The organism is Nesterenkonia sandarakina, from assembly GCF_014138825.1.
Taxonomy (GTDB): domain Bacteria; phylum Actinomycetota; class Actinomycetes; order Actinomycetales; family Micrococcaceae; genus Nesterenkonia; species Nesterenkonia sandarakina.
Genome location: NZ_JACJIH010000001.1, coordinates 1,406,817 through 1,432,561, shown reverse-complemented (window position 1 = coordinate 1,432,561; position 25,745 = coordinate 1,406,817). Strand labels below are relative to the sequence as shown.

The 25,745-nt window shown below is 61.1% G+C and carries 26 protein-coding genes and 1 pseudogene; 16 read left to right on the top strand and 11 right to left on the bottom strand.

Annotation, left to right across the window (positions count from 1 at the left end; genetic code table 11):
* Nucleotides 1-32: 32 nt before the first annotated feature.
* Nucleotides 33-1,052 (bottom strand): LacI family DNA-binding transcriptional regulator, encoded by a 1,020-nt coding sequence (locus HNR24_RS06495; RefSeq protein WP_182495373.1) that lies wholly within the window; start codon nucleotides 1,050-1,052, stop codon nucleotides 33-35.
* 149 nt (nucleotides 1,053-1,201) lie between these two features.
* Between HNR24_RS06495 and HNR24_RS06490 the strand changes: the two genes are divergently transcribed.
* The 3 genes from HNR24_RS06490 to HNR24_RS06480 all read left to right on the top strand — a co-directional run bounded on the left by HNR24_RS06490 (nucleotide 1,202) and on the right by HNR24_RS06480 (nucleotide 3,970).
* Nucleotides 1,202-1,468 (top strand): hypothetical protein, encoded by a 267-nt coding sequence (locus HNR24_RS06490; protein ID WP_182495372.1) that lies wholly within the window; start codon nucleotides 1,202-1,204, stop codon nucleotides 1,466-1,468.
* Nucleotides 1,468-2,976 carry a sodium:solute symporter family protein gene (locus tag HNR24_RS06485; protein ID WP_182495371.1) on the top strand — a complete coding sequence of 503 codons (1,509 nt, stop codon included), beginning with the start codon at nucleotides 1,468-1,470 and terminating at the stop codon, nucleotides 2,974-2,976. Before HNR24_RS06490 ends, HNR24_RS06485 begins: the two co-directional genes overlap by 1 nt.
* A 67-nt stretch (nucleotides 2,977-3,043) precedes the next feature.
* Nucleotides 3,044-3,970 (top strand): carbon-nitrogen hydrolase family protein, encoded by a 927-nt coding sequence (locus HNR24_RS06480; RefSeq protein ID WP_182495370.1) that lies wholly within the window; start codon nucleotides 3,044-3,046, stop codon nucleotides 3,968-3,970.
* Nucleotides 3,971-4,113: 143 nt separating this feature from the next.
* Here the strand turns inward: HNR24_RS06480 and HNR24_RS06475 are convergent.
* A pseudogene (locus HNR24_RS06475) lies at nucleotides 4,114-4,413 on the bottom strand (transposase); the annotation flags it as partial.
* 245 nt (nucleotides 4,414-4,658) lie between these two features.
* Here HNR24_RS06475 and HNR24_RS06470 point away from each other — a divergent pair.
* From HNR24_RS06470 to HNR24_RS06455, 4 genes are all read left to right on the top strand, one after another.
* Entirely contained in the window at nucleotides 4,659-5,042 is a 384-nt protein-coding gene (locus HNR24_RS06470; protein ID WP_182495369.1) for a hypothetical protein, read from the top strand.
* Complete coding sequence (locus HNR24_RS06465; protein ID WP_182495368.1) at nucleotides 5,026-5,271, top strand: hypothetical protein; 246 nt, start codon at nucleotides 5,026-5,028, stop codon at nucleotides 5,269-5,271. The genes HNR24_RS06470 and HNR24_RS06465 overlap by 17 nt, the downstream gene beginning before the upstream one ends.
* A gap of 196 nt (nucleotides 5,272-5,467) precedes the next feature.
* Complete coding sequence (locus HNR24_RS06460; RefSeq protein WP_182495367.1) at nucleotides 5,468-8,317, top strand: DNA methyltransferase; 2,850 nt, start codon at nucleotides 5,468-5,470, stop codon at nucleotides 8,315-8,317.
* A 73-nt stretch (nucleotides 8,318-8,390) separates the two neighbouring features.
* Nucleotides 8,391-9,692, top strand: coding sequence for a hypothetical protein (locus HNR24_RS06455; protein WP_182495366.1), 1,302 nt, complete (start codon nucleotides 8,391-8,393; stop codon nucleotides 9,690-9,692).
* 25 nt (nucleotides 9,693-9,717) lie between these two features.
* On the opposite strand, the gene HNR24_RS06450 is transcribed toward HNR24_RS06455, so the two are convergent.
* Both HNR24_RS06450 and HNR24_RS06445 read right to left on the bottom strand, forming a co-directional pair.
* Nucleotides 9,718-10,137 (bottom strand): hypothetical protein, encoded by a 420-nt coding sequence (locus HNR24_RS06450; protein ID WP_182495365.1) that lies wholly within the window; start codon nucleotides 10,135-10,137, stop codon nucleotides 9,718-9,720.
* Nucleotides 10,134-10,739 (bottom strand): recombinase family protein, encoded by a 606-nt coding sequence (locus tag HNR24_RS06445; RefSeq protein WP_182495364.1) that lies wholly within the window; start codon nucleotides 10,737-10,739, stop codon nucleotides 10,134-10,136. Before HNR24_RS06445 ends, HNR24_RS06450 begins: the two co-directional genes overlap by 4 nt.
* A 162-nt stretch (nucleotides 10,740-10,901) precedes the next feature.
* On the opposite strand from HNR24_RS06445, the gene HNR24_RS06440 reads away from it, so the two are divergent.
* The 6 genes from HNR24_RS06440 to HNR24_RS06415 all read left to right on the top strand — a co-directional run bounded on the left by HNR24_RS06440 (nucleotide 10,902) and on the right by HNR24_RS06415 (nucleotide 14,013).
* Nucleotides 10,902-11,054, top strand: coding sequence for a hypothetical protein (locus tag HNR24_RS06440; RefSeq protein ID WP_182495363.1), 153 nt, complete (start codon nucleotides 10,902-10,904; stop codon nucleotides 11,052-11,054).
* A gap of 164 nt (nucleotides 11,055-11,218) precedes the next feature.
* On the top strand, nucleotides 11,219-11,566 hold the full coding sequence (locus HNR24_RS06435) for a hypothetical protein (RefSeq protein WP_182495362.1): 348 nt from the start codon (nucleotides 11,219-11,221) through the stop codon (nucleotides 11,564-11,566).
* Nucleotides 11,567-11,751: 185 nt separating this feature from the next.
* Nucleotides 11,752-12,399 carry a Fic family protein gene (locus tag HNR24_RS06430; protein ID WP_220477171.1) on the top strand — a complete coding sequence of 216 codons (648 nt, stop codon included), beginning with the start codon at nucleotides 11,752-11,754 and terminating at the stop codon, nucleotides 12,397-12,399.
* Nucleotides 12,400-12,803: 404 nt separating this feature from the next.
* Nucleotides 12,804-13,352, top strand: coding sequence for an antirestriction protein ArdA (locus HNR24_RS06425; RefSeq protein WP_182495360.1), 549 nt, complete (start codon nucleotides 12,804-12,806; stop codon nucleotides 13,350-13,352).
* Between the two features lie 14 nt (nucleotides 13,353-13,366).
* Complete coding sequence (locus HNR24_RS06420; RefSeq protein ID WP_182495359.1) at nucleotides 13,367-13,666, top strand: hypothetical protein; 300 nt, start codon at nucleotides 13,367-13,369, stop codon at nucleotides 13,664-13,666.
* Nucleotides 13,621-14,013 carry a helix-turn-helix domain-containing protein gene (locus tag HNR24_RS06415; RefSeq protein WP_182495358.1) on the top strand — a complete coding sequence of 131 codons (393 nt, stop codon included), beginning with the start codon at nucleotides 13,621-13,623 and terminating at the stop codon, nucleotides 14,011-14,013. Before HNR24_RS06420 ends, HNR24_RS06415 begins: the two co-directional genes overlap by 46 nt.
* Before the next feature lie 189 nt (nucleotides 14,014-14,202).
* On the opposite strand, the gene HNR24_RS06410 is transcribed toward HNR24_RS06415, so the two are convergent.
* Entirely contained in the window at nucleotides 14,203-14,529 is a 327-nt protein-coding gene (locus HNR24_RS06410) for a helix-turn-helix transcriptional regulator (protein ID WP_259392419.1), read from the bottom strand.
* Between the two features lie 45 nt (nucleotides 14,530-14,574).
* Between HNR24_RS06410 and HNR24_RS06405 the strand changes: the two genes are divergently transcribed.
* Complete coding sequence (locus HNR24_RS06405) at nucleotides 14,575-15,423, top strand: variant leucine-rich repeat-containing protein (RefSeq protein WP_182495357.1); 849 nt, start codon at nucleotides 14,575-14,577, stop codon at nucleotides 15,421-15,423.
* Between the two features lie 38 nt (nucleotides 15,424-15,461).
* On the top strand, nucleotides 15,462-16,307 hold the full coding sequence (locus tag HNR24_RS06400; RefSeq protein ID WP_182495356.1) for a hypothetical protein: 846 nt from the start codon (nucleotides 15,462-15,464) through the stop codon (nucleotides 16,305-16,307).
* A gap of 288 nt (nucleotides 16,308-16,595) precedes the next feature.
* On the opposite strand, the gene HNR24_RS06395 is transcribed toward HNR24_RS06400, so the two are convergent.
* Together HNR24_RS06395 and mobC are read right to left on the bottom strand one after the other, a co-directional pair.
* Nucleotides 16,596-18,668 carry a relaxase/mobilization nuclease domain-containing protein gene (locus HNR24_RS06395; RefSeq protein ID WP_182495355.1) on the bottom strand — a complete coding sequence of 691 codons (2,073 nt, stop codon included), beginning with the start codon at nucleotides 18,666-18,668 and terminating at the stop codon, nucleotides 16,596-16,598.
* A complete protein-coding gene (mobC, locus tag HNR24_RS06390; protein ID WP_182495354.1) occupies nucleotides 18,656-19,240 on the bottom strand; it encodes a plasmid mobilization relaxosome protein MobC in 585 nt (194 codons plus the stop codon). The genes HNR24_RS06395 and mobC overlap by 13 nt, the downstream gene beginning before the upstream one ends.
* Nucleotides 19,241-19,666: 426 nt before the next feature.
* Between mobC and HNR24_RS06385 the strand changes: the two genes are divergently transcribed.
* Complete coding sequence (locus tag HNR24_RS06385; RefSeq protein WP_182495353.1) at nucleotides 19,667-20,089, top strand: hypothetical protein; 423 nt, start codon at nucleotides 19,667-19,669, stop codon at nucleotides 20,087-20,089.
* 120 nt (nucleotides 20,090-20,209) lie between these two features.
* Here the strand turns inward: HNR24_RS06385 and HNR24_RS06380 are convergent, their stop codons facing one another.
* From HNR24_RS06380 to HNR24_RS06365, 4 genes are read right to left on the bottom strand one after another with little or no spacing between them, the layout of a single operon-like run.
* Nucleotides 20,210-20,497, bottom strand: a complete 288-nt coding sequence (locus tag HNR24_RS06380; RefSeq protein WP_182495352.1) for a hypothetical protein — start codon at nucleotides 20,495-20,497, stop codon at nucleotides 20,210-20,212.
* Nucleotides 20,490-21,437: a hypothetical protein gene (locus tag HNR24_RS06375; RefSeq protein ID WP_182495351.1), complete on the bottom strand. Its 948-nt coding sequence runs from the start codon at nucleotides 21,435-21,437 to the stop codon at nucleotides 20,490-20,492. The genes HNR24_RS06380 and HNR24_RS06375 overlap by 8 nt, the downstream gene beginning before the upstream one ends.
* Nucleotides 21,434-23,296 carry a DNA polymerase gene (locus HNR24_RS06370; RefSeq protein ID WP_182495350.1) on the bottom strand — a complete coding sequence of 621 codons (1,863 nt, stop codon included), beginning with the start codon at nucleotides 23,294-23,296 and terminating at the stop codon, nucleotides 21,434-21,436. Before HNR24_RS06370 ends, HNR24_RS06375 begins: the two co-directional genes overlap by 4 nt.
* Nucleotides 23,296-25,686, bottom strand: coding sequence for a phage/plasmid primase, P4 family (locus tag HNR24_RS06365; protein ID WP_259392566.1), 2,391 nt, complete (start codon nucleotides 25,684-25,686; stop codon nucleotides 23,296-23,298). The genes HNR24_RS06370 and HNR24_RS06365 overlap by 1 nt, the downstream gene beginning before the upstream one ends.
* Between the last annotated feature and the right edge of the window lie 59 nt (nucleotides 25,687-25,745).

Sequence of the window (25,745 nt, the reverse complement as noted above, 5' to 3'; positions counted from 1 at the left end):
TCCTTTCACTCGTCTACCTGCTGCTTCCAGCGCTAGCCACGACTGGAGGCACGGACGATCAGCTCGGGTGCTAGCCGCTGGGACTCCACAGGCTCGCCCGCCATCAAACGACACAGCGTCAGGAGCGACTCTCGCCCCATGAGGTGCATGGGAGACCGTATGGTTGTCAACGGTATGCCGACCGATTCTGCCAACGGGGTGTCGTTATAACCGATGAGGACCACATCTCGAGGGACACTGTATCCGTGGTCTTGGAGTACCCCCAGAGCACCGATGGCGGCGAAGTCGTTGGCGGCGAAGACGGCATCGGTGCTGATTCCGGCCTCGAGGATCTCCGCCATGGCCCTGCGCCCCGCTGCAGTGTCAAAGCCACGGTAGACGATGTGCTCCGGGGGGACCTCGATCCCGGCCTCTCGTAGTCGGTCGATCAGTCCATGCGTCCTGTCCTGGGCGGTGGAGGCGAACTGCAGGCCGCCAAGAATGACAACATCGGTACGACCTTGTTCGATGAGATGTTCAGCCACCATTCGTCCGCCGGCATAGTCATCACACGTAATCGAGAGATGTCCCTCTTTACGGCGGGACGTCAGCACGTAGGAGACCCCTTGCTCCCGAAGTTCGTCGAGGAACGGTGCATCGAGGCGGGCGTCACCAAATATGAGACCGTCCACGCGTCGGTCCAGCATCGTCTGAGTACGTAAGCGCTGAAGTTCGACATCGTCGTGAGAGTTCATTACATAGGTGTTGATGCCGAGCTCCATCCCGGCCTCCTCGATCCCCTCGTAGATGGTGGCGAGCACAAAGTCCTGCAAGCGGGGGACGAGGACGCCCACGAGGTCTGAGCGGGAAGTCCGGAGGCTGGCCGCGTGCGGGTTGCGCTTGTAGCCGAGTTCATTGGCTAGCTCGAGGATACGGCTCACAGTTTCTGGGGATGCCCAGCGTCCGCGCTGGTGCTCAGGAGCGCTGAGTACTCGGGACACGGTGGCGATACTGACTCCCGCCAGCTTCGCCAGACCGCGCTGAGTGATAGCACGGCCGAGTCTCTGTGTCATGACAACCTCCTGGGCGCTCAGCTTAGCCTGATCGCAATCTCTGTGGACCGTAACAAACTGTTTACAAGACTCTACAAGGAAATCGATTGACGTAAACGTTTGTGTGAGGCAAGCTAGCTTGCGAGTCACACCAATAGAAAGGCCAACCTGTGCGAAAGACACACGCCATCATCATCGCCGTGTTCTTCGTTGCGTATGCCGCGACGTTCCTGCCGAACTTCGGGATTTTTAATTCACTCACCTGGATCGGGCCGCTTTCGTTGCCTATGGCCTGGGTGATCGGACTTAACGCCCTGAACACCGTCCTGGTGATCATCGTCTACCGCCGATACTTCAGACCCTATGCGGAGCGCATAGCCGCTGAGGAGAAGACTATGGCCCATACAGAGACTGATACGAAAGAGGGGATACGCTGATGGGCACTACCATCATGACGCTTGTGGTCCTGTTTGTGTTTTTTGCCGTACTTGGCCTGATCACCTACCGGGCGTCCAGGTCCAACAAGGCCACTCCGGATGATTTCTTTTTAGCGAACCGCGGTCTTGGCACTGTCGTGCTTCTGATGACTACTGGTGCGAGTTTCTTCAGCACCTGGACGCTCTTGGGCGCCATTGGTTCCTACTACCGCGAAGGTGTTTGGTTCATCGCCTTCGCGGCATGGACTGTCGTACACGCCCTGTTCATCTGGCTCTTCGGCGCCCGCATATGGCAGTTAGGGCGGCAGTTCGGCTTCGTGACCCCCGGTGAGCTAGTGGAACGCTATTACGGAAGTCCACTCCTGCGCACTCTGTTCGCCGTCGTCGGCATCGTCTGTCTGGTGCCTGTGATGCTCATTCAGGTCACCGGTGGCGCTGGTGCGCTGACCAGTCTGACGGAAGGGGCCGTGCCTTACTGGGTGGGCGTGACGCTGATGGGTGTCTTCGTGGGCGCCATGGTCGCGATTAGCGGCGGACGCGGTGCAGCCTGGGGTGACACGTTCATGGGCGTGTTCTTCGGAACGGTGCTGCTGCTCATCACCTTGGTCTTCGTTTTTGGCTCCGGAGGCTTCGACTCTTTCCGAAATATCTCCGAAGTCTCCCCCGAGGTTCTCGTAAACCAAGGTAATTTTTGGGGCATTTTCGATACTGCGCTCGGTCTCGGCCTAGCCTTCTGGGTGATGCCGCACATGTGGCAGAAGTTCTACTCCGCTCGTTCCCCGTTGGTGCTGGCCAAGACCTCGCTCCTGACGCCATTCTGGAACTCCTGGCTGATGGCGCTGGGTGCTTTGACCATCGGAATCCTGGCCCATTATCCGGGTTTGGTGCCGGGGTTGAGTGCCGATAACAGTGACCAGACCATCCCGCTGTTCTTCGCCGCACATGCCCCGCTCCTGGGCTCGATCGTCATTGCTGCGATCATCGCGGCTGCGATCTCTACTATCAACAGTCAGCTGTTGACCTCGGCCAACATCCTTACCACTGATCTGTACAAGCGCTTCGTCAATCCGGGCTTGACGATGCGTGGAGAAGCGTATGTTGGGCGGATCGCGGTCGGAGGGCTCACTATTATGGTCGTGGTGCTGGCTTTCACGCCCGCCGCCCAGGGTTTCCTGGTGCCGTTGTCCTCGCTAGGCTTTGCCATCGCCATCCAGATGTGCCCGGCGGCGTTCGGCGCCCTCATGTGGCGCGGCGCCACCCGACTAGGCGCAATCACCAGCCTCATCGCAGGGCTGAGCGCGCTTACTCTGGTGTATCTCGTGGACTCGCCGCTCCCCATGGGCCCCGCCGCCTCCGGGATTATCACCGGTAGTGTCGTGTTCGTCGTGGTCAGCCTCCTGGACCCGCGCGGTCCGACACCCATCCAACACGAGTTCCACGATTCGCTGATTAAGAAGCTTTACACTAACCGAAACTCTGCCGACAAGACCTACGCTGAGAAATCTTGAACAGCAGAGGCAGGCACTACCACGAGACACCCAATCCCTCATACCGGAACCTCCAGGAAGGAAGATCATGACAACTGTTGCAGTGGTCCAGTCAAGCTCTGTCCCCTTTGACGCTGAAGCCACCACGCGGAAGGCTTTAAAACTCATAGGTCAGGCCGCCGAGAGCGGGGCTAAGCTGGTGCTGTTCCCGGAGGCTTTCCTTGGAACGTACCCCAAGGGGCTAACCTTCGGAAGCCCCATCGGTCGCCGCACGGAGGAGGGTCGGGACGAATATCGGCGCTACTTCGACGGTGCCGTCGTCCTGGATGGGCCGGAAATGGAGAGGCTCGCCGAAACGGCAGCGGCGCATGGGATTTTCGTCGTGATGGGGATTATCGAGCGAGTGGGACATTCCTTATACTGCACCGCGGTGATGATCGACCCAGAGAAAGGGTTCGTGGGCCATCACCGCAAGGTGATGCCTACCGGTGCGGAGCGGCTAGTCTGGGGTTTCGGCGATGGCTCAACACTGTCCGCCGTGGACTCTCCGGTAGGCAAGGTAGGTTCGGTCATCTGCTGGGAGAACTACATGCCGCTGATGCGGCAGGCCATGTACGGCCAGGGGGTGGAGATCTACTGTGCCCCCACCGCTGATGACCGGGATACCTGGCAAGATACTGTGCGGCACATCGCACTGGAAGGCCGCTGCTTCGTGCTTTCGGCGTGCCAATACATTACCCGGGATGATTTCCCGGAGGACTACGCGCCCGCATTTGGTCAGGAGCTCGGCGATGTCCTCATGCGTGGAGGCAGTGTCATTGTGGATCCCACAGGCAAGATTCTCGCAGGCCCAGTGTTCGACGAGGATGCCATCCTGGTAGCCGAGGTCGACCCCTCCGTGAAGACCCGCTCTCACCTCGACTTCGACTCAGTGGGACATTACTCAAGGTCGGACATCTTCCGGCTGCAAGTGGACACCACGCCGCGCCCCGCGGTCGACTTCGTCCGGGACTGAGGTAAACCCTGTCCGGCCGGCCACATGTTCGTCAACTCACAGTACCTCACGGACAGCGTTTGGACTCGCAATAGTCGGCAGCCAGCGCGGTCAAGTCCATTGAGGTGGTGTATGTATCGTGATCCTTCGTGGGTGCATTTTTGTTAGGCGGCGATGGTCTCGATAGTGCGGGGCTGGGTCACATCCTCGGTATCGGTGCCGAGGGCTCTGGCACGGGCAAGGGCCTCAAGGCTGAGGTAGCGGCAAGTCTCGGCCCATTCATCGTGCTGCTCAGCCAGCATGACACCGACCAGGCGAAGGATGGCCTCCCGATCGGGGAAGATCCCGACGACATCAGTGCGCCGGCAGAGCTCTTTGTTCCGCCGCTCGTTGGGGTTGTTCGACCAGATCTTGCGCAAGATTGTCTTGGGGAAAGCGGTGAACGCCAGGATCTCCTCCCGGGCCGCGACTCATGGTTTCAATGAGGCCGTCGGCTGATGAGTCGGCGATCTCGGCGGTGTCCAGGGTGAGTGCGGAGTTTCGTACTATCGCCTACGCCTCACGAAGATATTTACTAGCACTCACTAATGAACGTTCCGTCAAAACCCCAGGTCGAACCGAGTCTCCGGCCTGGTCTCACTCTGATGCGTGGTGGTTTGAGAGTCTCGACATCACTGCAATGAGCGCAGCTCGAATTATGGTGGTCTTGATGAGTTCCACGCCTTCTCCAGCCTCCCCGGCGCGTCTCCCGGCTCTGTCATGGCTGATGTCACTGGCATTTGCACCCAACCGGGTCATGGCCTACTTGTCGGTGCCGGTCGCTATGATGATTCTGCTTCCTTACGCGATCCGCCGACAGGTGTATGAGAGCACCGACGGTAACGGGATGGTGATCTTCGGTCCCTACAGGCTCGGCAAGGACATGGCCATCCTCGTGGTACTTCTCCTGCCTGCGCTGGTTCTGTACTTCTGGGTGATGGTGACTTTCGGCCCGACCTACGCATCAATTCTGTGGGCGGTAGGAATGGGCCTGCTGGGTATCGGTTTGGCGGCGATAGGCCCGTGGATCCATGGTGATGCCCACCGGGTCTGAGACACCAGCGGGGGACCGGTGGCAGATCGCAGGGCTCGCCCAGCGGCCTGGAACCCGGCTCAGCGCTTTGCCGCTGGCGCTGCGTCTGCGGGACTCAGCACCTGCTGGCACCGTGGTCGTGGCCGCGGCGCAGAACGACCGGCTGCTGGCAGGCTATAAACGTCTAGGCTTCACCGAGGGCAAGGACCGCAGGGTCTATTGGCAGGCCCATGTCGCAGATACGCGCTGATTATGCGCGGGGCATCAAGGGCATCCGGATCGGCGGTCACGGATATTGGCCGATAGAGGACGTGACGTTGGACGAGTATGTTGAGCGCTTCTACGAGGAGCAGTGCAGTCAACGCCAAGAGTAGTGGTTCCGCCAGTATGGCCTCCGCCTCGCATAGGCTGATTCATAGAATCTGGCCGAATGCTGAGGGGCGTGTATGCAAGAGGTAGTAGACCGGGAGGCGATCCACCGCCGGCTGATCGATTTTTCCGCGCACTGGCAGGAGCGCATCGCATCCTGGCGTGAAGGGGGTACTGAGTCCGGTACAGAGAAACGTCACGCCCAGCAGTTCTGGTCAGACCTCATGCGTTGCTTCGAGATCAATCCCGAACGCATCGATGTCTTCGAACGCAATGCCGACCGTGCTTCGACTGGGGGCGGCGGGTTCATAGACTTCTTTTGGTCGGGGGTGGTCATCGGTGAGGCGAAGAGCTTGGGCAAAGACCTCGACGTTGCCTACGACCAGGCCATCGATTACCTCAACGGTGGCAGCGTAGGTACCCACGAGTGGCCCCGGTTCATCATCGCCACCGATTTCGAGAACTTCCGCCTCGACCGCCTCGGTGAAGAATCCTGGACCCTGCGATTCTCTATCGACGAGGTTCCCGATCACCTAGAGCAATTGCTCTTCTTCGCCGGGGTGGAGACGCTCACGAAGCGTGAGCAGGAGAACGCCTCCATCGAGGCCGCCAAGCTCATGGCCAATCTCTTCAATACTCTGGTCGGCGAAGATACCGACGAGGAAGTTGGTGATGACGCACCGACCACACCGGAGGAAGAAGACGACGATACCGAGCTCGCGTCGGTGCTCATGACCCGTCTGTTGTTCCTGCTCTACGGCGACGATGCAGGGCTTTGGGAGGAGGACCTGTTCTATCGGTGGATCGAGTCCGTGGCCTCCAAGAACATAGGACCAGCACTCGACGGCCTCTTCGAGGTGCTCAATACCAGCGGCCCCGTACGAAAGAGGAAATTCAAGGACAACCTCCCCGCACTGGAATCGAAGTTCCCCTACGTCAACGGTGGCATTTTTGATGGCACCAGTCAGGTCGGATACTCAGTTCCTCCTGAGTTCAGAGAAGTGCTCCTGGACGCAGCCCGGTTCCGTTGGACCGCAATTAGCCCCGCCATCTTTGGTGCCATGTTTCAGCTGGTGAAGTCCAAGGACGCCCGCCGCGGCGACGGAGAGCACTACACCAGTGAGAAAAACATTCTCAAAACCATCGGCCCCCTGTTCCTAGAGGAGTACCGTTCTCGCGCAGATCGACTTATTCGCAACAAGGATGCCGAGTCCACTGAGGCAATTAGCAAACTACTGAATGAGATGGCATCGAACATCTACATTGACCCCGCCTGCGGGGCCGGCAACTTCCTCAACGTCGCTTACGCCCAGCTGCGCCAGATCGAGACCGACCTGATTGTGGAGCGCCGCAAGCGCGAAGGCACCACCACCGGCACGCTGGACGCCACCCTGGACCAGATGTTGACCATCGACAAGTTCTACGGTTTCGAGCTGAACTGGTGGCCCGCCAAGATCGCAGAGACCGCCATGTTCCTGGTAGACCAGCAAGCCAACCGTGAGCTCGCCGCTCGCACCGGCCAAGCCCCCGACCGTCTTCCCATCACGACCACCGCCAAGATCATCCACGGCAATGCCCTGGACCTGGACTGGAGCGCGGCGCTTCCAGCGCCAGACGGCAAGACCTATGTCTTCGGGAACCCGCCGTTCATCGGCCAATACACCAAGACACTGGTGCAGACCGAAGACATGAAGCGGGTGTGGGGCAAGGACTACGACGGCTATCTCGACTACGTCACCGCGTGGCATGCGAAGACGAAAGATCTGTTGGCCGAGCGCTCCGGCGAATTCGCATACGTGACCACCAACAGCATCACCCAGGGACAGCCTGTCCCAGCGTTGTTCGGCCCTCTCTACCGGGAGGGCTGGAGCATCAAGTTCGCGCACCGCACCTTCGGCTGGGACTCCGAAGCCCCTGGCAAGGCCGCTGTGCACTGTGTCGTCGTCGGATTCAGCAAGGACCGGAATATCCGACGCCGCCTCTACGACTACGCCCAGGTTAACGCAGACCCCGAACCACAGCGGGTGACAGGCAGTATCAACCCCTACCTAATCGACGGACCTGAGGTCTTCATCAATGGAGTGAGCAAGCCACTCTCACCGGTCCTGCCCCCGGTGCGCTACGGGTCGAAGCCCGCCGACGGCGGCCACCTCGTATTCAAACCGAAAGAAGGCACCCGAGGACTCGACCAAGACCCCATCGCCGCCAAGTACCTGCGCCGGTTCATCGGAGCCAAGGAGGTCATCAACAACGTCGAACGCTGGTGCCTCTGGCTGGAGGACCTGACGCCAAAAGATCTGAAATCGTCGCCGGCACTCCGAGAAATACTCGATTCCGTAAAAGCCGAACGCGCATCGAGTGACAAGAAGTCTACTCAAGAGGCAGCGAACACCCCGCACCTATTCACCGAGGTCCGACAACCCGATGTGCCGTATCTTTGCGTTCCGATCCACGTAAGCGCCAACCGTCGATATTGGACGGCTCCGCGGTTCGGACCCGAAGTCATCTGCAGCAACGCCAACTTCCTAGCCCCCGATGAAGACGGCCTACTCTTCGCCTTGATCTCATCGTCTATGTTCATCACCTGGCAACGTGCAGTAGGCGGTCGTATCAAGTCCGACTTGCGCTTCTCCAACAGGCTCACCTGGAACACATTTCCCGTGCCTGACCTGGACGACACCGCCCGCCAGCGAATCATTGAGGCCGGGACAAAGATCATCGACGCCCGGGCCGAACGCCCCGACCAGTCCCTGGCCGACCTCTACGACCCCTACCTCATGGGCGGGCACAAGAGCCTTCAGAAGGCCCACGACACCCTCGACACCGAAGTGGACAAGCTTTTCGGGGCATCCCGCCGCCTCAGGACGGACAAACAGCGTCTGGAACTACTCTTCCCCGCCTACCAGCGACTCACCCAAGGAGTCTGATCTATGGCCAAGCCCAAGGAAAAGACCGCGCACGTCTACGAGGCGAAGCTGCTCTCGAAGTTAGAGGATTTTCGTGTCTTGGGAAGATGATCATCGCGAGGACGGCCTATGGGCTCGTGTCGAAGAGGCACAAGGCGTGCTGGAAGAGCATGTCCGTGCAGAGGCGCTAGACACCTCAGATGCTCGTGTCCAACAGTTAAGGGCGATTCTGTCCATTTTGATTGGCTACCGCGATCATCCTGACGTCCTCATCACACCCGCTGCGCGGAAGAACACGGGAAAAGTGGTGGAGACGATAACTTCGCAACTCCCGGGTATTGAGGGGATCTATAAGCCGCCCGCTGGGGGCACAGTCTCGAAGTTCGAAGAACTCGCTCGAAACCTCCGTTCATGGCCCCAACGAGGAAGCGTCAAACTCGTAGGACTTACGCAGCAGGTGCAACAGCTCGATAGCACACTGGCTGGTTTCAAAGAGTCAGCGTCACGGAACATGGAAGAGCTGATGAAAGAAGGCGAGTCAGCTGCCGATACTCTACGTGCGAGTCATGCCAAAACCCTTGAAGACCTCCGCGGGGAAATAGGACAGCTGAGTTCAGAGATCCAGAACCTCACGAACAGGTCCGAGTCCGTCAGTACAACTGTCTCTGAGTCAGAGGGGCGCATCGAAGAAGCGATCAAGACCCAAAAAACGGAGTTTCAGACGGAACGCCAGGAAAGAGCAGATCAGTTTGAAGAAGTAATGCAAGGGCAAGCCGATGCTTTCCAGGAGTTCTACAACGAGTCATCAGGCCGAACTGACTCCCTGGTGGCCAGCATCGAAAGTAAGGAGAAAGATGCCGAGGCAATACTTGGCACGCTGGCTCAGAGAAGCACGGCGGAAAACTATGGTGAGTGGGCCAAGCAGCAGCGCCGGGCGGCAGGTTGGTGGAGCGCGATAGCAGTGGTGTTGTTCGTCCTTGCAGCGGGAGTATTCATCGAGAGCACCTTCCAGTTCATTACTTCGCCATCAGTGATTCCCAGTGGGGAGAGCCTGTGGGGTGAAGTAGTCACCAGATTGGGCATGACGGCTGTAGTCCTCGCCGGGGCTCTCTATGCTGCGAAAGAGGCGGGGCAGCACCGGAAGGAAGAGCGCCAGGCCAAGGCGCGGGAACTCGTGCTGACCACTATGGACCCGTTCTTGGTGAATATCCACGAGGACGTCAGGGAGCTGATTCGGTCCGAAGCAGCCAGGTCCATTTTCGTTCTGCGCGACCAAGACGGTTCAAGCGAGGACGAAAAGCAAATGTCCGACAGGCTCAGGGATATTGTTCGTTCCCGGACTAGAGAGGATAAGGGGCAGGAACCGGACGGCACTGCTTCCACTCATAGAGAGTAAAGACAGTCGTCCAAATAGGCCCCTCTCACTCGTCGAAGCCAAGCCGGCCGTGCTGGTCAGCCGCTCCGTGGGTCCGCAGTACGATGAGGTTCCTCCGTTTGTCGCCCATGCCCAGACGCGGTTCCTTGGACTCGACGACGGCACCGGAACTGCGCAAGATCTTCTGCGCCTCCTGGAAGGCGACGCTGCCAAGGGTGTGCTTGAGGTGCCTGAGCTGGATGCCGTAGTCCCCGACCAGCGCCACCACGCGGTAGAGGTGCTTGGCGTCTTCGTGCCACCTCTGCTGCCAGGGTCCAGCGTTCGGTGGAGGTTCCAGGCAGACCGGGATCTCCACCAGATCGGGCCGCTCCTCGGCGAGATTGGAGACGGCCAGCGGGAAGCTGACCGGATTCCGATCTGCGAGAGCCGCCAACCCTTTAGCCAACTCTTCGACCTCGTCCATCATTTGTCCTCTCCATACTTCTGGCCGACCTCGGCGTACCGGCCGCGACCAGCCAGCGCGTCATAAAGAGTCTGACGGCTGACATCGAGATCCCGGGCGACCTTCGCTTTGGGTACCCCCAATGCGACCTGCTCGCTCGCCTGCTGGATTTGGTCAGGGGACAGTTTCGGCACGCGGTCATAAACTCCCTTCCTCTTAGCAATCGCGATGCCTTCCGCTTGCCGCTCCCTGATCGTCGCACGCTCCAGCTGAGCCACCGCAGCGAGAATGGTCAGCATGAACTCTCCCTGCGGTGTATCGGTGTTGAGGGCAGGGTTATCGACGAACTCGACACCAACACCCTTCTGCTGCAGCTGTTTGATCAGGTCCAGTAGATCAACCGTCGATCTCGCCAAGCGGTCAGGGGATTTCACCCGGACGGTGTCCCCATCGCGGACGTACTTGATCATCTCCTTGAGCTGAATCCGGTCATCGATGTTCTTGCCTGAGATTTTCTCCGAGAACAGCCGGTCAACGTCGCCGAGCGCTTCTAGCTGCCGCTCTTCATTCTGGTCGGCAGCGCTGACACGTACGTAGCCAACGACCTGCCCGTTGTGTCTACTCATCTCTAGACTCTCCGTCATAGTTGTCTATTTACTCTAAATAGTACCCTATTTGACACGCTACAGCGCACTCCAGTATAGTGTCCAATAGGGTACACCTCGGTAGACGTACCCTCGGAGATGCAATCTGCGCTTCCGTATCAAATGACAAGGAAAGGACGAGCTGTGGCCGACCCTAGGAAGAAGAATGAGACCGACTCTGAGAATGGGCAGGAGGCACGCGTCGGCATCACCATCGAGAGTAAGGAGTACGAGTCCGCTGAGGAACTGCGTCGTCACCTCGAGTTCATGCGCGAAGTCGGAGAGCCGCTGCGCTGACCTTCGACACAGGTTGCTACAACCACGACGGCCCCGCATGACGCAAAGTCAGGTGGGGCCGTTTTCTTGTCCGTCCGGTTCCTGCCGACGAGAGTCTGCTGAGGCCACCATAGGTGGCTGCGGGAGAAGAGCTGGAAGAACTCCCTACTCTGAAAGGAACCCTTATGACCCTCACCACCGAGCAGATCAACCAGCTCAACGCGTGGGCCTCAGGCTCGCTGCCGCTCATGGCCGCAGTTCACCTACTGACTTCCAGCCCCCAGCGTGAGAAGCTCTGGCCCGCGTTGGTGAGGACCCGGCACGACGACACTCCCTGGCTGGCGCTGGACAGTGCCCCGACCCTTGTCGACTCCTTCGGCTTCAGCTCCGGCGAACGAGCTGTAGCACTGCTGGTGATCGAGCTAGGTGAGCAAGACACCGGAGTGTCGCTTGCCGACCTGCTGTCCAGTTTGGATCAGGCGAACGCACGTGCGTTCTACGAGTCAGCGCGCCTCCTCACTCATGGCCGGTGACCGTGATGATCGGAGCGGAACTAATACCCGTACCTGCGACGCCACCGTGTAGAGGGCAGAAGCGGGTCACCGCCACGTAGGTAGGCGACGGCATGTCTACGAGGGGGACCAGCTGGTCGCCGGCAGGCATGGCAAGGGAGCACCGACCGTAGGATGACGGCAGAGAGGAGAGCGCAGTGCCAAAGATGAGTGTTGCTGATATGGCCGGAGTGGTGTTCTCCGCGGGCACAGTCTTCGATGGGCTCTCGGTCAGCCGTCAGGACACCGAGAGCTTCCTGCACTCCGGGAGCATCGAGGGGGTAACCTCACGCTTCGACCTCGCCCTGCTGCAGGACCTGCGCGATGTCGCAGCCTTCGTCATCGACCATCAGGGACAACGCTCGATCGATGCGGACTACCTCTGCGAAGTGAACGCGCAGATCACCCGTACCGGAGCGATCAACCCCGGGAAACGGCGCAGCTCCGGCCAGCAGATCGGGGTGAACACCCGCTACGGCCGCCATGAGCCGAAAGCTCTGTCCCAACCAGACCTGCAGAGCCTCGTGGAGAGCAGCACTTCTGGTCCTGATCCGCAGGAGAAGGCGCTGGAGCTGTTCGTCAACACAGCCAAGACCCAACCGTTCCAGGACGGCAACAAGCGCACTGCGATCTTCGCCGCCAATGGGCTGCTGCTGAACAAGAACGCAGGTCGGCTGCTCACGATCCCTGTCGACGAGAACGATCTGAGCCTCGCCGACGCCTTCAACGACGCACTGGCCATCGCCTACATCCAAGGCGACCATCAGCCGGTCAAAGACCTGCTGCGCGAGCAAGGCTTCGCCCCTCAATGCTAAGGTTCGCGCGGGCAATCGATATCCCCCGCCTTTGGTGGTCAGGGTATGCACATAGTCGGTGCTGCTCTTCATGAGACTAAAGCGTGGCTACTTACGGGTAATAAGCCCCCAAAGGTCGGTTTGGTCGGTTGGGTCGGTTCCCGCGCAGCGCCTGCCGCACACATAAAGAACGCAGGCGGGCTCGCGTAGCCACACAGAAAAACCCTCACGCGTAGAGAGGATCCAACCGACCCAACCGACCCAACCGACTCTCCTCTCACCGTCTGGCTGCGCCCTCCGAGGTCCCCCAACTGCGTGTGTTGTGGCGGGTTGCGGCCTGGCTCCTGGATCCCGTAGAGCAGGTCGCAGCGGAGGCCGCTGCCGGGATCGCTGGCGAAATCTTCATCCATGAGAGAGGACTTGCCATGTTCACTACTACTCAGCAGATCACTCCCGCCGTTTGGATAGGCTGCTTGGCCTGCTATAACGCCGGTGCCCTGGTGGGCGACTGGTTCGACGCCATCGATGCCGACGATGTCACCCTCGCCGATGTCCACCGCGGCGGTGGCCGCTCCTATGCAGCCTGCGAAGAACTCTGGTGCCTTGATACAGAGGGCATCCCAGTATCAGGCGAGATGTCGCCGATGCACGCAGCCGAGTGGGGCAGGTGCCTCGACGAAGTCGAGGACCACCTTCTTCCGGCACTGTGTGCCTGGGTGCGTTCAGGTGACTATGTCGCCGAGGGGACCGGCGACTTGCCGAGCATCAGCGACTTCGATGAGCGCTACTGCGGTGAGTGGGACAGCTTCGACGAGTACGCGCATCAGTTGGCCGAGGACATCTGCCTGCTCGACGGCGTCCCAGAAGAGATCGCCCGATATTTCCACTGGGACTCTTGGACAAACGACCTTCACCACGACTACACCACCGAGCCTGCTCCCGGCGGCGGCGTCTACGTGTTCCGGTCCCTGTGAGGAAGGGGAGCATCATGTCCACCAGACCCACGACTCTCGATGCCGAGCAGACCATGGGCCGCATCCAGACCGATCTCTGCGTGCTGCAGCGGCAGCTGCACCAGCTGCACGTGACCGCGCCGCTGGAAGGCCCCTTAGCCGGTCAGTTCCGCGCCAGCAGGCGGCGCTGGTTCGAGGTGGAGTATCAGGCCAAGAGCGCGATGATGCTCAGCAGGCAGGCCCTCGCCATGCTCAACATGTTCACGTCTACCAGTAGGGAGGACCCCGGATGCACAGTGCCGAGTTCCGTACGATCAGAGAGTTCGTCGGCCTGACTGCAGCCGACATCGCAGACCACTGCGGTGTAGACGTCTCGGTGGTGCGGACATGGGAGCAGCCGGGTCAGCAGCCCTCCGCGGAGGCGGCTGTCTACGTGTACTCCGCTCTCCTATATTTCAACGAGTATGCGGATTACGTGCTGGATATCTCGGCCCGGTGGCAGTCCATATTCAGTCAACCGCTCGTCTTCGAGCTGGAACTCTACCCAAACAGTGAGTCATACGGGCGTGGTGCGGGTGCACGACACGACTGGCCGGAGAGCGTCTACACCAGACTGCAGGGATATCTCTTTGCACTAACGATCGGCCGTGCGAAATGCTCGATCCAATGGGCTGACGACTAACTGATCCGCTGATTTCTCAGCAGACATAGAGAACCCCTGACCAGTCCCGGGAAGCCATTTTTCCTGTCGGAAAAGTGACGATATTCCCGGTCTGATCAGGGGTTTCGCTGGGATACCCCAGTGTATCAAGGAGTGTGGTGCTGCGTTCTCAACTGGCGACGCTGCTGATGCAGACAGGCTCCCAGTGTATCAAGGAGTGCAGCCGTGTGTTCTCTCCCAGACCGGAGCGAGCAATTCATCCAGGCCAACTCCCAGTGCCCGTGAGATCTTGAGCCATGTCTTCAAGTCGCCGTAATACGTGCCGGCAGCCAGATTGATGATCGTCTGTCGGCCTACGCCCGCTCTAGCGGCCAGCTCATCGATGGTGAAGCGCGCTTCTACCCTTGCCGCGCCGATGATGAAGCGGAGCTGATCCAGATCGGGATCAGGTGGGTCGAACGAATCTGGCATAGCTATCAGCTCATCTTGTATATGCTGATAAATCAGCACCGGATACGGATCTAAATAGCTCCGCATGCTGTGCTATAGCACCCGGCAGCTACGGAACGGAAGAGATGGAGAATGACAGACTCAGGAAGCTACACATCCGATGACCTGAACGACCCGGCGATTGACGCGGAGACCCTGCGTCAACTGGCCGCAGAACGGGCGGACCTCTGGCCGCAGATCCTGCAGCATCCGAACTGCTATCCGGGGCTCGCCGAGTACATCCGGGGCCAGCAGGCACCTCCTCAGCCTCCGGCGGGGCAGCCACAGCAGCAGGGTCCTGGCGCTGGGGAGCAGATCACCGCAGGAGCCCGGCAGGTCGCAGACGGTGCGAAGGACTACTGGACCAACAGCGCTGCCCCGGCTGTTGCCGGGGCGACACGAAGCGCCCAACGGACGGTCCAGGCCAACCGGGGATCATGGCAGTTCTGGGTCCAGCTATCGCAGCCGGTGATCGCCTTTCTTGGGTTCATCACCCTGTTCACCCCGGCGATACGGGTCCTGGATGAGTACAACATCGAAGGGTATGCCGAGGGACTTGCTGAGGAGCTGGGACTCTCCGATGAACTCTCTGCCGCCCGGGACGAACTCGGGTTGCACACCACCCAGAACTTCATCACCCACGACATGACCGCGGCTGGGGTGATCCTGCTGCTGCTGTTTGTGGCAGCCATCGGCCTCGCGGTGGCCTCACTGGTGACCAGCACGGCGATACTGCGCCTGGCAGCTGCAGCCACAGGTGCGCTGAGTGGGCTGATCGGCATCATCGTCTCGATCATCTACCTCGTCGCCGCTGGAGACGACCACCTCACCGTCGGTTTCGGCGCAGTACTCATGCTCATCCTCGGCATCCTTCTCATCGGGGCGTCCGTGATCGCTCTTCTGGCGCAGAAGAAGCCTGCCCCGCCGCAACCGCAGCAGTGACCCACAAGACCACAGACCACAGAATGCGAGATACATCTATGCGCAGCACCACTCTGAGCAAGACCACAGCCCTGTCCGCCGCCCTGCTCCTGGCGCTCACTGCCTGCGGCGATGACGACAACGACGAGGCCGGTGGTGGTGGCGAGGAGCAGGCCGCAGAGAACGGCGACTCCGGCGACGCAGAAGCCATCTTCGATTTCACTGCCGGCTTCCACGAGCCAGTGTGGGGGCCGGAGGACGAGATCCTCGTGGAGATCCCGTCTGATCTGCTGCAGGCCGATGACGCCTACCGCGAGGACCGGGTGCTCGATGCTGTCATCGTCCGCGCAGCAGAGCACCCCGACGCACAGTGCGCCGTGGAAATCGAATACCTCTACGCTGACGGGGTAGAGGACGAACTGGAATCCGGTGACTGGGAGGAAGCCATCTCATGGGATGAGATAACTCTCATTGCCGATGACTACGCCGATACCCCCGTTGAATACCGACACGCCTCCGCCCTGGGGCTCACCACTGTGTCGCCCAGTGACGATTACGACGGCGATCAGCTCTCCGACGACCTCCAGACCGCCGTGCTCCCTGTTGACTGCGCCGCATCCAGCGGCGACTCGAGCAGCGTTGTCGAAATCCAGTTCAACAGGATCGAGTGGCACGAGGAAGTAGTCGCCGTCCCGGAAGAGGGAGACGCGCCCGATGGTGAGGAGGCGTCGGTCGACGAGGACTACGACCCCTATACTGACGGCGGTTATACGCCACCCCGTGCCATGCTCGGCAACTTCGCCGAAGCAGACATCAACGTCGACTCAGAAGGTCAGCTGCACATCGTCCGAAGCCACATCAACGGCTGGCAGCTCGACGCCAATGATAACTGGATTACTGACTGACTAGCTGACATCGAAACCCCCGCACCAGGACCGAGCATGGTCCAGTGCGGGGGTTTCTCATTTCCCCATAGCCCGCTGCATCATCTTGACGCAATTCTGATCCCACAGCGCAGAATGTTGATGGAATCTTGATGACATCGTGTTCCTGATGCCGTCCTGAGTCCTTAGCGCGGAATCTTGAAGAGATATTGAGGCGATTCTGACCATCGCCATCACGCTGACGTAATCCTGCATCCATCCTGCACAGATCGCGCAGAATGTTGATGGAATATTGATGACATTCTGTCATCACTTCCGGCGGCGGCGAGGAGGCGGCATCACCGGCTCGGGCTCCGGCGACGGCTGCTGACCTCCCAGGCCGCGGCGGTCCAGCTCCCGCTGGACCTCCTCCTCGGCGAGCTGGCGGGCAGACTTCTTCTTCGGTTGCTCAGGCTCGGGCTCGGGCTGCGCTGCTGCAGGCTTGGAGAAGTCAGGCTGCTGCTCACGCTGCTGGAAGGCACTCTGCTGCCGTTCGCGGACCTGCCGCTGCTGCCGTACTGCCTGCTGAGTGTCCTCAGTGTCCTCTGAGGCGTCCTCGGTGGTCTCAGACACCGCAGGAGTCTCCTCGGGTCGCTCGGCCCTGACAGGCTCCACAGCGGGCTCTGGCTGTTCCGGTGCCGTTGTCCTCTCAGCATCTGTGGTGACCTCCACGATGTCCTCGCCAGTCTCCAGGGCTGCCCGGGCTTTCTCCTCGAAGGCAGCGATCTCGGCGGTGCTCTGCTCCTGCTTCTCCTGGCGACGGCGCAGGATGTCCTCCACGGTGACCACCGGAGGCAGGTTGGCGTTGAGCCTCACTGATGGGCGCGATCGCGGCCGCTCGTCCTTGGCGCTGTCCGCGACATCCTCGGGCACATTTTCAGGCACCGGGACATCCACAGGCACAGCCACATGTGCAGGCTCCGGCGCGGCGGCCGCCTCCTGCTGTTCCAGCTCGACCTCCATCATGCTGTGCAGTTCCGCCCGACCAGCCGGTGTCCTGTCGTCCAGGCCGCGGTGCATGAGCATCACCTTCCTGCGCGTTCTCTCACGGTGAGCCAACTCGTCAATCCAAGCGTCCAAGCGGTCCTCTCGGGCGTCCAGACGCTCCTGCGCGGCGAGCCTCTCCATCGTCTCGCGGGCCTCCGCCAGCTCCTCATCTGAGGCGACCGGGTCAGGCTTAGGCGGCGCAGTCTGATGCGCTGCAGGACGCCCCTGGCGAGGTGCTCCCGCAGCGTTCGCTTCCAACTGAGACCCCACCCCACTGATGATCTCGCCAGTCGCTTCATCGACGGTGTCATCGAAGGCGTAATGAGATCCGAGACGGGCACCGCGGACGAACTGCTTCATGTCGCCAGTGCGGTAGCTGAGATTAGTCTGACCGACGTTCTTGCCTGACTTTGTCACACGCACATTCATGTCCACGTCGTGCTCCTTGAGCACTTCGCGGAACCCATCGAGATCCACGGAACGGTGGTCCTCCATCGAGGTCTCGAAGGCTGCGCGGATCGTGTCATGGTTGCTCATCTTCCCCTGAGCAGCCATACGGCGGTCAGTCACCGTGCGCGTCTCAGCGCGGCGTTCAGAGCGTGATTTCTCCTGCGGGCGGAAGCCGTGATCTGCGCCGTGCTCACGGGCAAATGCATCGTGACGGTCTTTGATCTGCTCGATGTCTGTCAGGGCACCCGAGAGCTTCCGGCCGGGCTCCCAGGTCTCGCCGTTGACGGTCATCTGCTTCATCGCCACAGCGTTGATCACCACATGGACATGCGTTTTACCACCGTCCGTGAGCCGCCTACCGTTCTCGTCGATCATGCCCTGCCCATCGGCCTGCGCGACTAACTTCGCCTGGACGCCGCAGGTGCCATCGGTGGCTCTGAAATTGTTCTCGACCACGTCCCGGACGTAGTCGAAGAGTCGCTGGACGTCCTTCGGATCGTTGGGATTCACTGATGCCAACTCAGCAGAGAAGATCATATGAATGGCCTCTGACTCACGCACGACTTCACCCTCGTGGCGAACGTGGGTGGCCTCCTCATCGTCCTTAGCGACGGCCCAGTACTTGCGTCCGTTAGGGCGGCGCTTCTGGATATAGACCGGCGTCTCGCCGTCCTCGGGAAGCTCGTACCGAGCAGGCGATTTCCTCGTCGCACCCTGCTTGCCATGCTTGCGGCGAAGCGCTGCGAACTCCTCGACGGCCGTCTCCGGACGGCAGTTGATGCCGTCGCGGTAGAGGACTCGGGGAGCGTCGGTGCCGTCCTTCTCTTTCTCCGGGTAGCGGAGCATCCGGGCCGCGATCTGAGCGCGGGACATCACCACGATGGGAGCCAGACTCAGGCCAGCCATGAGAGTGCCTTACGGATCTCGACATCGCGCCGGGAATCTTCGGCAATGCGCGTCTCGATACGGTTCAGTTCACGCTTCACGGCGTTGATGGCATCGGTATCGACGCGCTTCCCACTGTTCGCCCACCGGGCGAGCTGGTTCCAGTTGTGGCCCACGTATTGCAGCTCCCGCGCACGCTGCCGGTACCCGTCATCGAGGTCCCGCAGAGCGTCGCGGAGGTCCTGCAGCACCTGCTGATCGACGTCCGGTGCTATCGGCACGGAGGCGACCTGCTGTTGTCCGAGTCGCTTCACTAACGCCTTCTGCGCGGCCTCAGCGGTGTCTGCTGAACGCAGCGCGTCGGCCAGCAAGGTGATCGCTGAACGAACCGCTGCCGAACGATTCTCACCAAGTGTTGAAGCAATATACCCAAGGTCATCGAGCGCTTCACCGGTCATCCGGAAGCTGACCGGCGCGCTCTCCGACCTTGCCTCAAGACCATTCTCGACGGCGGCTCCGCCACCGGCTGTGTCTTGCTCGTCGCTGCGCGTCTCGCCTTCGGTCGTCGGCGCTCCGGTCTTCGCTGCGCTCATCCCTGCCTCCTCCAAGACACTGGAGCCCCGGCGTTCCTATGGACCAAGGCCTCGGTTCTGGCGAACCTTCACTTGCTTCCATTATGACCGGGGCTCCAGTGTCTGGCAAGCAACCCGACCGTATTACAGGTTTCGCTTCGCTCACCTGTACGGTCGGGACGGCGCTTCGCGCCTTTGCTTGCGGGGGCTCCGCCCCTCGACCCCGGCGGATAGGCTTCGCCCCTCCTGCACCACCCCACCAAGGAGGACTACTTCCGCCCTCCTTGGAACCTCCCAGCCTTCGGTTTCCACCCCCTCGACGTCGAATCTTCACCCGCAGTGCTCACTGAGCACGCCCTCCGGGCGTGCGGGCGCAGGCAGGGGCCTGCGCCGGGTGAGCTTGCGAGGGGGTCCACCCTCAGATTCGAAACGACAAAGGAGAAGCCGGTGAAGCCTGAACCTTCGATCACCTTCAAGCCCGTCAACGATCACGTCATCAGTGCACTGCTCAAGTTCCTTCGGCGGAAGAGCCATCGCGATCGCGGAAAGACTACCGAGTTCAGGGGCAAGACCTACACTCTCGAGAATGTTGGACACGGTGCCCGGCGGACGATCTACGCCTATTTCAGTGTCGACGACTCTGTTATCCGTATCTCAGACCTTTGGTCGAAGTCTGCGTTCACGCTTTCAGAGAAGTTGAACCAGGGTGCTATCGGCGGCGTGCACTACGTACTCTCGGACGAGGTCGATTCTCGGCACGCCACTCACTATTGCAACGGTTGGCCGAGTCCTCGCTGGGCGGCCGCTGGCATGGTAGCCAGGTCTACCCTGAGCGCGTCCGTCGGCGAGTCCACCGACACGTGGCACTGAACAAAGAGTTACTCCCGCAGCCCAGAGGGCTGCGGGAGTAACTCTTTTTACCTCAACGCACAGCAAAACCCCCTTCACCAATCATGGCGAAGGGGGTTTCAGCTGCTGCTGCTCGAACTGCTACACAGTAGACAGTCCGAGTTCGGAGCGGAGCCTGTTGATTCGTCCAGTCTCCGTCGGGTCGCCCTTGCGGGCGTCGATGCCGTACTTCGCGTACAGTGCATCGACAAGCTCCGAGCGAAGCTCCTCGCGCTTCTCCTCGATCTGCAGCCTCAGCTTCTCAGCCTCCTGCTGCTTCTCCAGGAAACGCTGCTCCAAAGTCTTGGGCGGCTTACGCCGCGACTTCTTCGCAGGCTCGGCGACGGCTGTTCCGTCATCGGACAGAACGTTGTCGTTGCTCTCACTCACGATGGTCTCCAATCGTTGGATTGTGAAGCTGGTTGTGGGACCAATCCTGGCTCGCCTGCCCGACCAGCCGGCGCATCAGGGCGTCGTGGTCCGGCATGCGGGACCAATCCCGGCCCGTCTGCTCGAGCAGCCGGCGGACCCGGGCGTCGTTGTCCCGCGCGTTCAGTTCCAAAACTGACGTGATTCCGAAACTCCTGCTTTCCAGAACTTCGCGAGTCAGCTCGACCAACCGGGAGACCAGGAGGTCATGCCGCCGCTCACTCAGCCCGGAATTGGTGGTTTCCGTGAGGAACATGGTGACGGGCAGATTCACCCAGGCGATTTTCGCGTCGCTACGATCGGCATTGACGATCCTTGCCGCGTCGCGGATGGCCACCTCCCGCCGGTAATCCCGGTACCAAAGCCGTACCGGCCACCAGACGTCACTCAGCTCGCTGCAGGATGCAGCGCTGTTGCACGGATGGCCAACCCACTTGCGGCGGTGACCACGGACAAAGTGGCCGGTGGCGAGCATCCGGTCGTGGAACTCGTCGTAAGTCTCGACCGCGGACAAGGCCGAAATATCGACGGTGACCTCTTCGGGCGGCTCGAAATCCTCGTAGGGAACGTAGTCGGGCTCATCGGGCTCATCGGGCGGGTCCCACTGCGCTGCGGTGGCGGCTTCGTATTCGGCACGCCAGGTATCCTCGCTGCCACCATCGTCGTCGTAACCCCAGCCGTTTTTCACGTCGCGGAGGATCTCCTGCTGCTCGGCCGCGGAAAGACGCGGCAGAGGTGGCAGGCCGCGCGCTGCGCGCCGATCATCGGCTGCGCGATTGGCCTCAGCGAGTGCGGTGGCCTTCCGCTCAGCCTCCTCGGCGCGATAGGCATCCAGGTAGCGACGCTCCTGGTCGAGCAGCTCGTAGAATTTGTCCGCACGCTGGGTGAGATCATCAGTCATGGTGTCTCCTTGTGTAGATCGTCATTGGCATCGGCACTGGTAGCCAGCGCCCGGGAATGAAACTTGTGGGTATACGTACAGCCGTCGTCATCGCAGGACGGAAGCTCGCGGTGGTCGCGGGCCACCTCGGGCCACTTGTGCTTTTCGGCCCTATAGCAGTCGGCCCAGTCACGGCCGCGCTCGGATTTGTCCGCGAGTATCTGCACAGGCTCTGCATCGGCAGTGATCCGGAAGGAGAACTGGAGTGCGCTCAGCACCTCAGTCTCGGCATCGTTGGCGCGGCCCTCGGGCACGCTGAGTACCACCTCGTCATGGACGATGGCCCGCAGGCAGGACACCAGCCAGTCGGGAAGCCGGAGGATGCCCTCCATCATCAGATCGCGGGCTGTCCCCTGGCCCAGCGCTGCCGGTGCCTGGGTGTACTCGCGGCCGCGTTCGATCCGCATCGGCCGCCCGAACGCGTTGAACAGGAGATGCCGCCGCTCCGCCTCCTGCCGAGAGCTCTGTTTGAATCGTGCGAGCCGAGGGAAGCGACGGTCCAGCTTCGACAAGAGCAGCTCGGCCTCGGTGCGGCCGATGCCCGCCTCGGTCGCGAGCCCCTTCGCTCCCATGCCGTAGGTGGTCGCATGGGTGACGGGTTTTGCATCATCACGGCGGCTTCGGTCGCCGTTGAACAGCTCTGCAGCCATCTCGGAGTGGTAGTCCAAGCCCGGCTTGAAGGCGGCGATGTACCCCTCATCCTGACAGTGCGCGGCGATCGCCCTCGCATCGACCTGGGACAGGTCGAAGGCGATGAGCACATCACCAGGGTCCGGCAGCAGCAGTGACCGTTCAAGGACGTTTCCGCGGTCGCGCTTGCCCATCACCGTCAGGCCAGGATTGGTCACCGAGATGCGGCCGGTGGTCTGCCGGGCATCCACGGAGGGACGCACACGGTCATCCGGGCCAGTGTGATCGAGGACGGTCTGGATCACCGAGCGCTCCCCGTTCAAGGAGCCCAGGACGCCGACCAGCTCAGACAGGGCGGTGTTTTCAGGGTGCTCGTCGAGGAGATCGGCCAGCGCCTGCTTTCCGGTCGCCAGCGCGCCTTTCGGTGTCCTGGGCGGCTCGATGCCACAGTCAGCGAAAGCCCGTTCCAGGGCTGTGACGCCGGCCTTTGTCCGCTGCGGAGCCTTACCAGAAGTCGGGAGGCCGTATGACGTTGCCAGTTTCTGCTTGGCAGTCTCGATACGCTCAGCCTGCGCTGCCAGGCGGCGCTTTGCCTCCGCCACATCTACACGGAACCCGTGTCGTGAGATGTGGTTCAGCCGGTACATCACACGGTGTTCCCGGAGTGCGTATGCATCACACCGGAGGTAGGCGAACACCCTGCGCAGTAATTCGACGTCCTGTACCAGGTACTCGCGGTACTGCTCGTGATCGACGGGGATCTGATCGTAGCCCCCGAACTCCTTGGCAAGTTTCTTCAACGCCGACTCACCTGCTTCGGAGACCTTGCCGTCGCCGATTAGCCGTTGGCCGATCGCGTCGAGGTTGTATCGCCGCGCATCAACGTGACCGGAGAACGGCGGGTCGTTGTGCCGAGCAAGTAGCAGGGTGTCCCGGACCTGACCCTGCTCGACCATCTTGCCGACATCCAAGCCGTGCCAGCGTTCCAGGGCTGCGAGGTCGAATGTCAGGCCGTTGTGTGCCACCACCCGGTCGGCGCTGCGCACCACGTCGCACAGCTCGTCCATATTAGTGGTCAGCTGCACCGGTGCGTCGTCGATGGCCCAGCCCGCCAGCCGGCAGAATCCTGGGCCGTAGGTGTACAGATCATTTGCCGAGCCGGTCTCGATGTCGAGGAAAACGGTCCTCATCACGACTCCTCGTCCACGTCTGCGATGACAGGCATCGGGCGGTCACGCTCCGCGGGCATCTGCTTCGCAGCGGGGGCAGGGGACCCAGTGTCCAGATCGTCCTCGGGAGCGCGGAACCGGACGCCGACGACGTATTGGCCCTGTACAGGGGGAGACTTTATGGGGTCAGCGGTGAGCGGGCGGTCCAGCGTCACCGGGTTGCCCAAGCGTTTGCCCAGCGTGCTCAGGCGTTCACGACCGGAGAGGAACACACCAGGCTGCTGCAGCCAGGAGTTCTCTTCCAGTCGGCCGCGGAACAGATTCGATCCCCACCGCTGGTGACCTCGTCCCATGAGGAAGGTGTTCATCTCCTTGTGCAGGTCCTCGATCCACACGGCCGATGCACCGTCCAAGACCAGGTGGTCCTCGGCGAATGCTCGCCAGTGGTCCGACTTCCGACGCCACGTCTCGGTCGCCGCGGCAACCTTTGGAGGCTGCGGAGGCATATGCCGGCCGTCCTCATACCAGCGGCGGGCACCCTCGACCAGCCACGCCAGAACAGCCTCCTGCTGCTCCTGACCGGACCGCAGCCGATCTCGCAGAAGGGGGTCACCGCGCCGGTCCTTCGGGAGTTCCAGAGCCTCTCCGGGCTTCCGGTAGCGGTAGGGGAACTCCACCTTGGCGAGCCGACGCCAGGTGCCGTCATCGTCCTCATCGACCGTCAGCTCCGGGTTCGTCGAGACGACCAGAGCGTGGGTCGCTCGGAAGGTGATGTCATCCTGGCGCATGTAGTGGCCGGTGATCATGGGGGTACCCATGACCTCCTTGATGCCTGTCATGTTGAGACGGCGTCCTTCTGTGGTCTCCTCCTTCACACCCAGGCGGAGACCTTTGAGGACCATCTTCTTGGTCGGATGGTCGTTCGGATTACCCAGCAGCAGTTCCGAGGGCACCAACATGGCGTAGTCGCCAGCTACCTCAAGGACAACACCCAGAATCGTAGACTTCCCGTTCTCGCCACCACCTTTGAGCACCGGCATCACATCGTCGTCCGGGACATGCCCGGTCATTGACTGACCGAAACGGATCTGTAACCAGTCGGCGTCGCAGGGATCGGCCGCCCCCAGCGCTGTGACCCAATCCGGATGGGTCGCGTCTGGTCGGTAGTTGACCGACGAGCACTTCGTAACCAGACGTGACGGGTCGTGCGGCATCTGTTCACCCGTGCGTAGGTCAACCACGCAATTGTTGGCGACGAAGATGTCCGGGTCAGTGTCGAAGTCCAGCAGGCTGGCGTGGAGCTGGCCCTTGGCCAGCGCAGAGACTGCGGTGATTTTGGACTTGCTCAGGAGCCTGGCGGCTTCTCCGACGACACCACCCGATGAGAGCACACGCTGGATCTCTGAGGAGGCGAACTTCCGGACCGCCTCTGCGAAGGTCGTGTCGTCCTCCTGGCGCTGCCAGACTTTCCCGGTCCAGCGGTACCAACCGACACCGGCGACCCACCGCCACCGATCACCGACAGCCTGGGCGAGCCGCTCAGAAACACCAGAGTCGGTCCACTCGGAGACGGTCTGGACCACACTGTTGTCAGATGAGTCACCCGACGGGCGACCCACGCTCGCGTCTGGCTCGACTTCAACGAGGTCATCGAGACCGAAACCGGCCTCAACGTGGTCGGTCAGATCCGCCTTCTCAGGCAGGCTGGGGTGCACGTCGAACAGACGGGCACTCGCGGCATAAACCTCAAGCAGGCGGTAAACAAGAGATCCGTGCTTGCGCCCGGGGTCATCCTTGTCCTGAATGATGTTTACATGGGCACCTTCGAGCTGCTGGGAATGGCGCAACTCGAATCCCCCTGCACCACCGGCATTGCACGTAGCGACCTCGCCAAGGGCTAAGGCGGTGTGGACGTCCTTTTCTCCTTCTACAACGAGGATCCTTTCCCCTTCATCGATGGCCGTATCCACAACCGGACGCATGTAGAGAGTTTTGCGTTTGTCCCGATCGAGATCCTTTAGCGACCAGGAGTAGCCGTAGCGCTTCGAGCTGTCAGGCACGCGCTGCCGGATCTCTTTCTTTCCTTTCAGTCGGCCCCGCAACACCTCAAAGAGCGGCTTACCGTCAGCGTCGGTATAAACATAGGTTTCCTCATGCTGGATGCCGCCAGGCATCCATACACCACTCCCAGTGTTCGTGGAAGGCGACGGCAAGCCCAACGCCGAGCGCACATCCTGCTGATCGCATCCAGCGAAGCAGTGAGCGAGGACAGTGCCGTCTGCCTTCTCGGTGATGGACAGCGAGGGGTTCGAATCATCGTGAACAGGGCAGCAGGCCTTCCACGAGGTGCTGTCTGTGTCGACCTGCGGAGCAGAGACCCGGTCGAGCCGGCCAAGAATGCCGTCAATCATCACAGACCACCGCCTAGACGATTCACGACGAAACCGCAGGTCAGGAGGTTCTGTGCAGG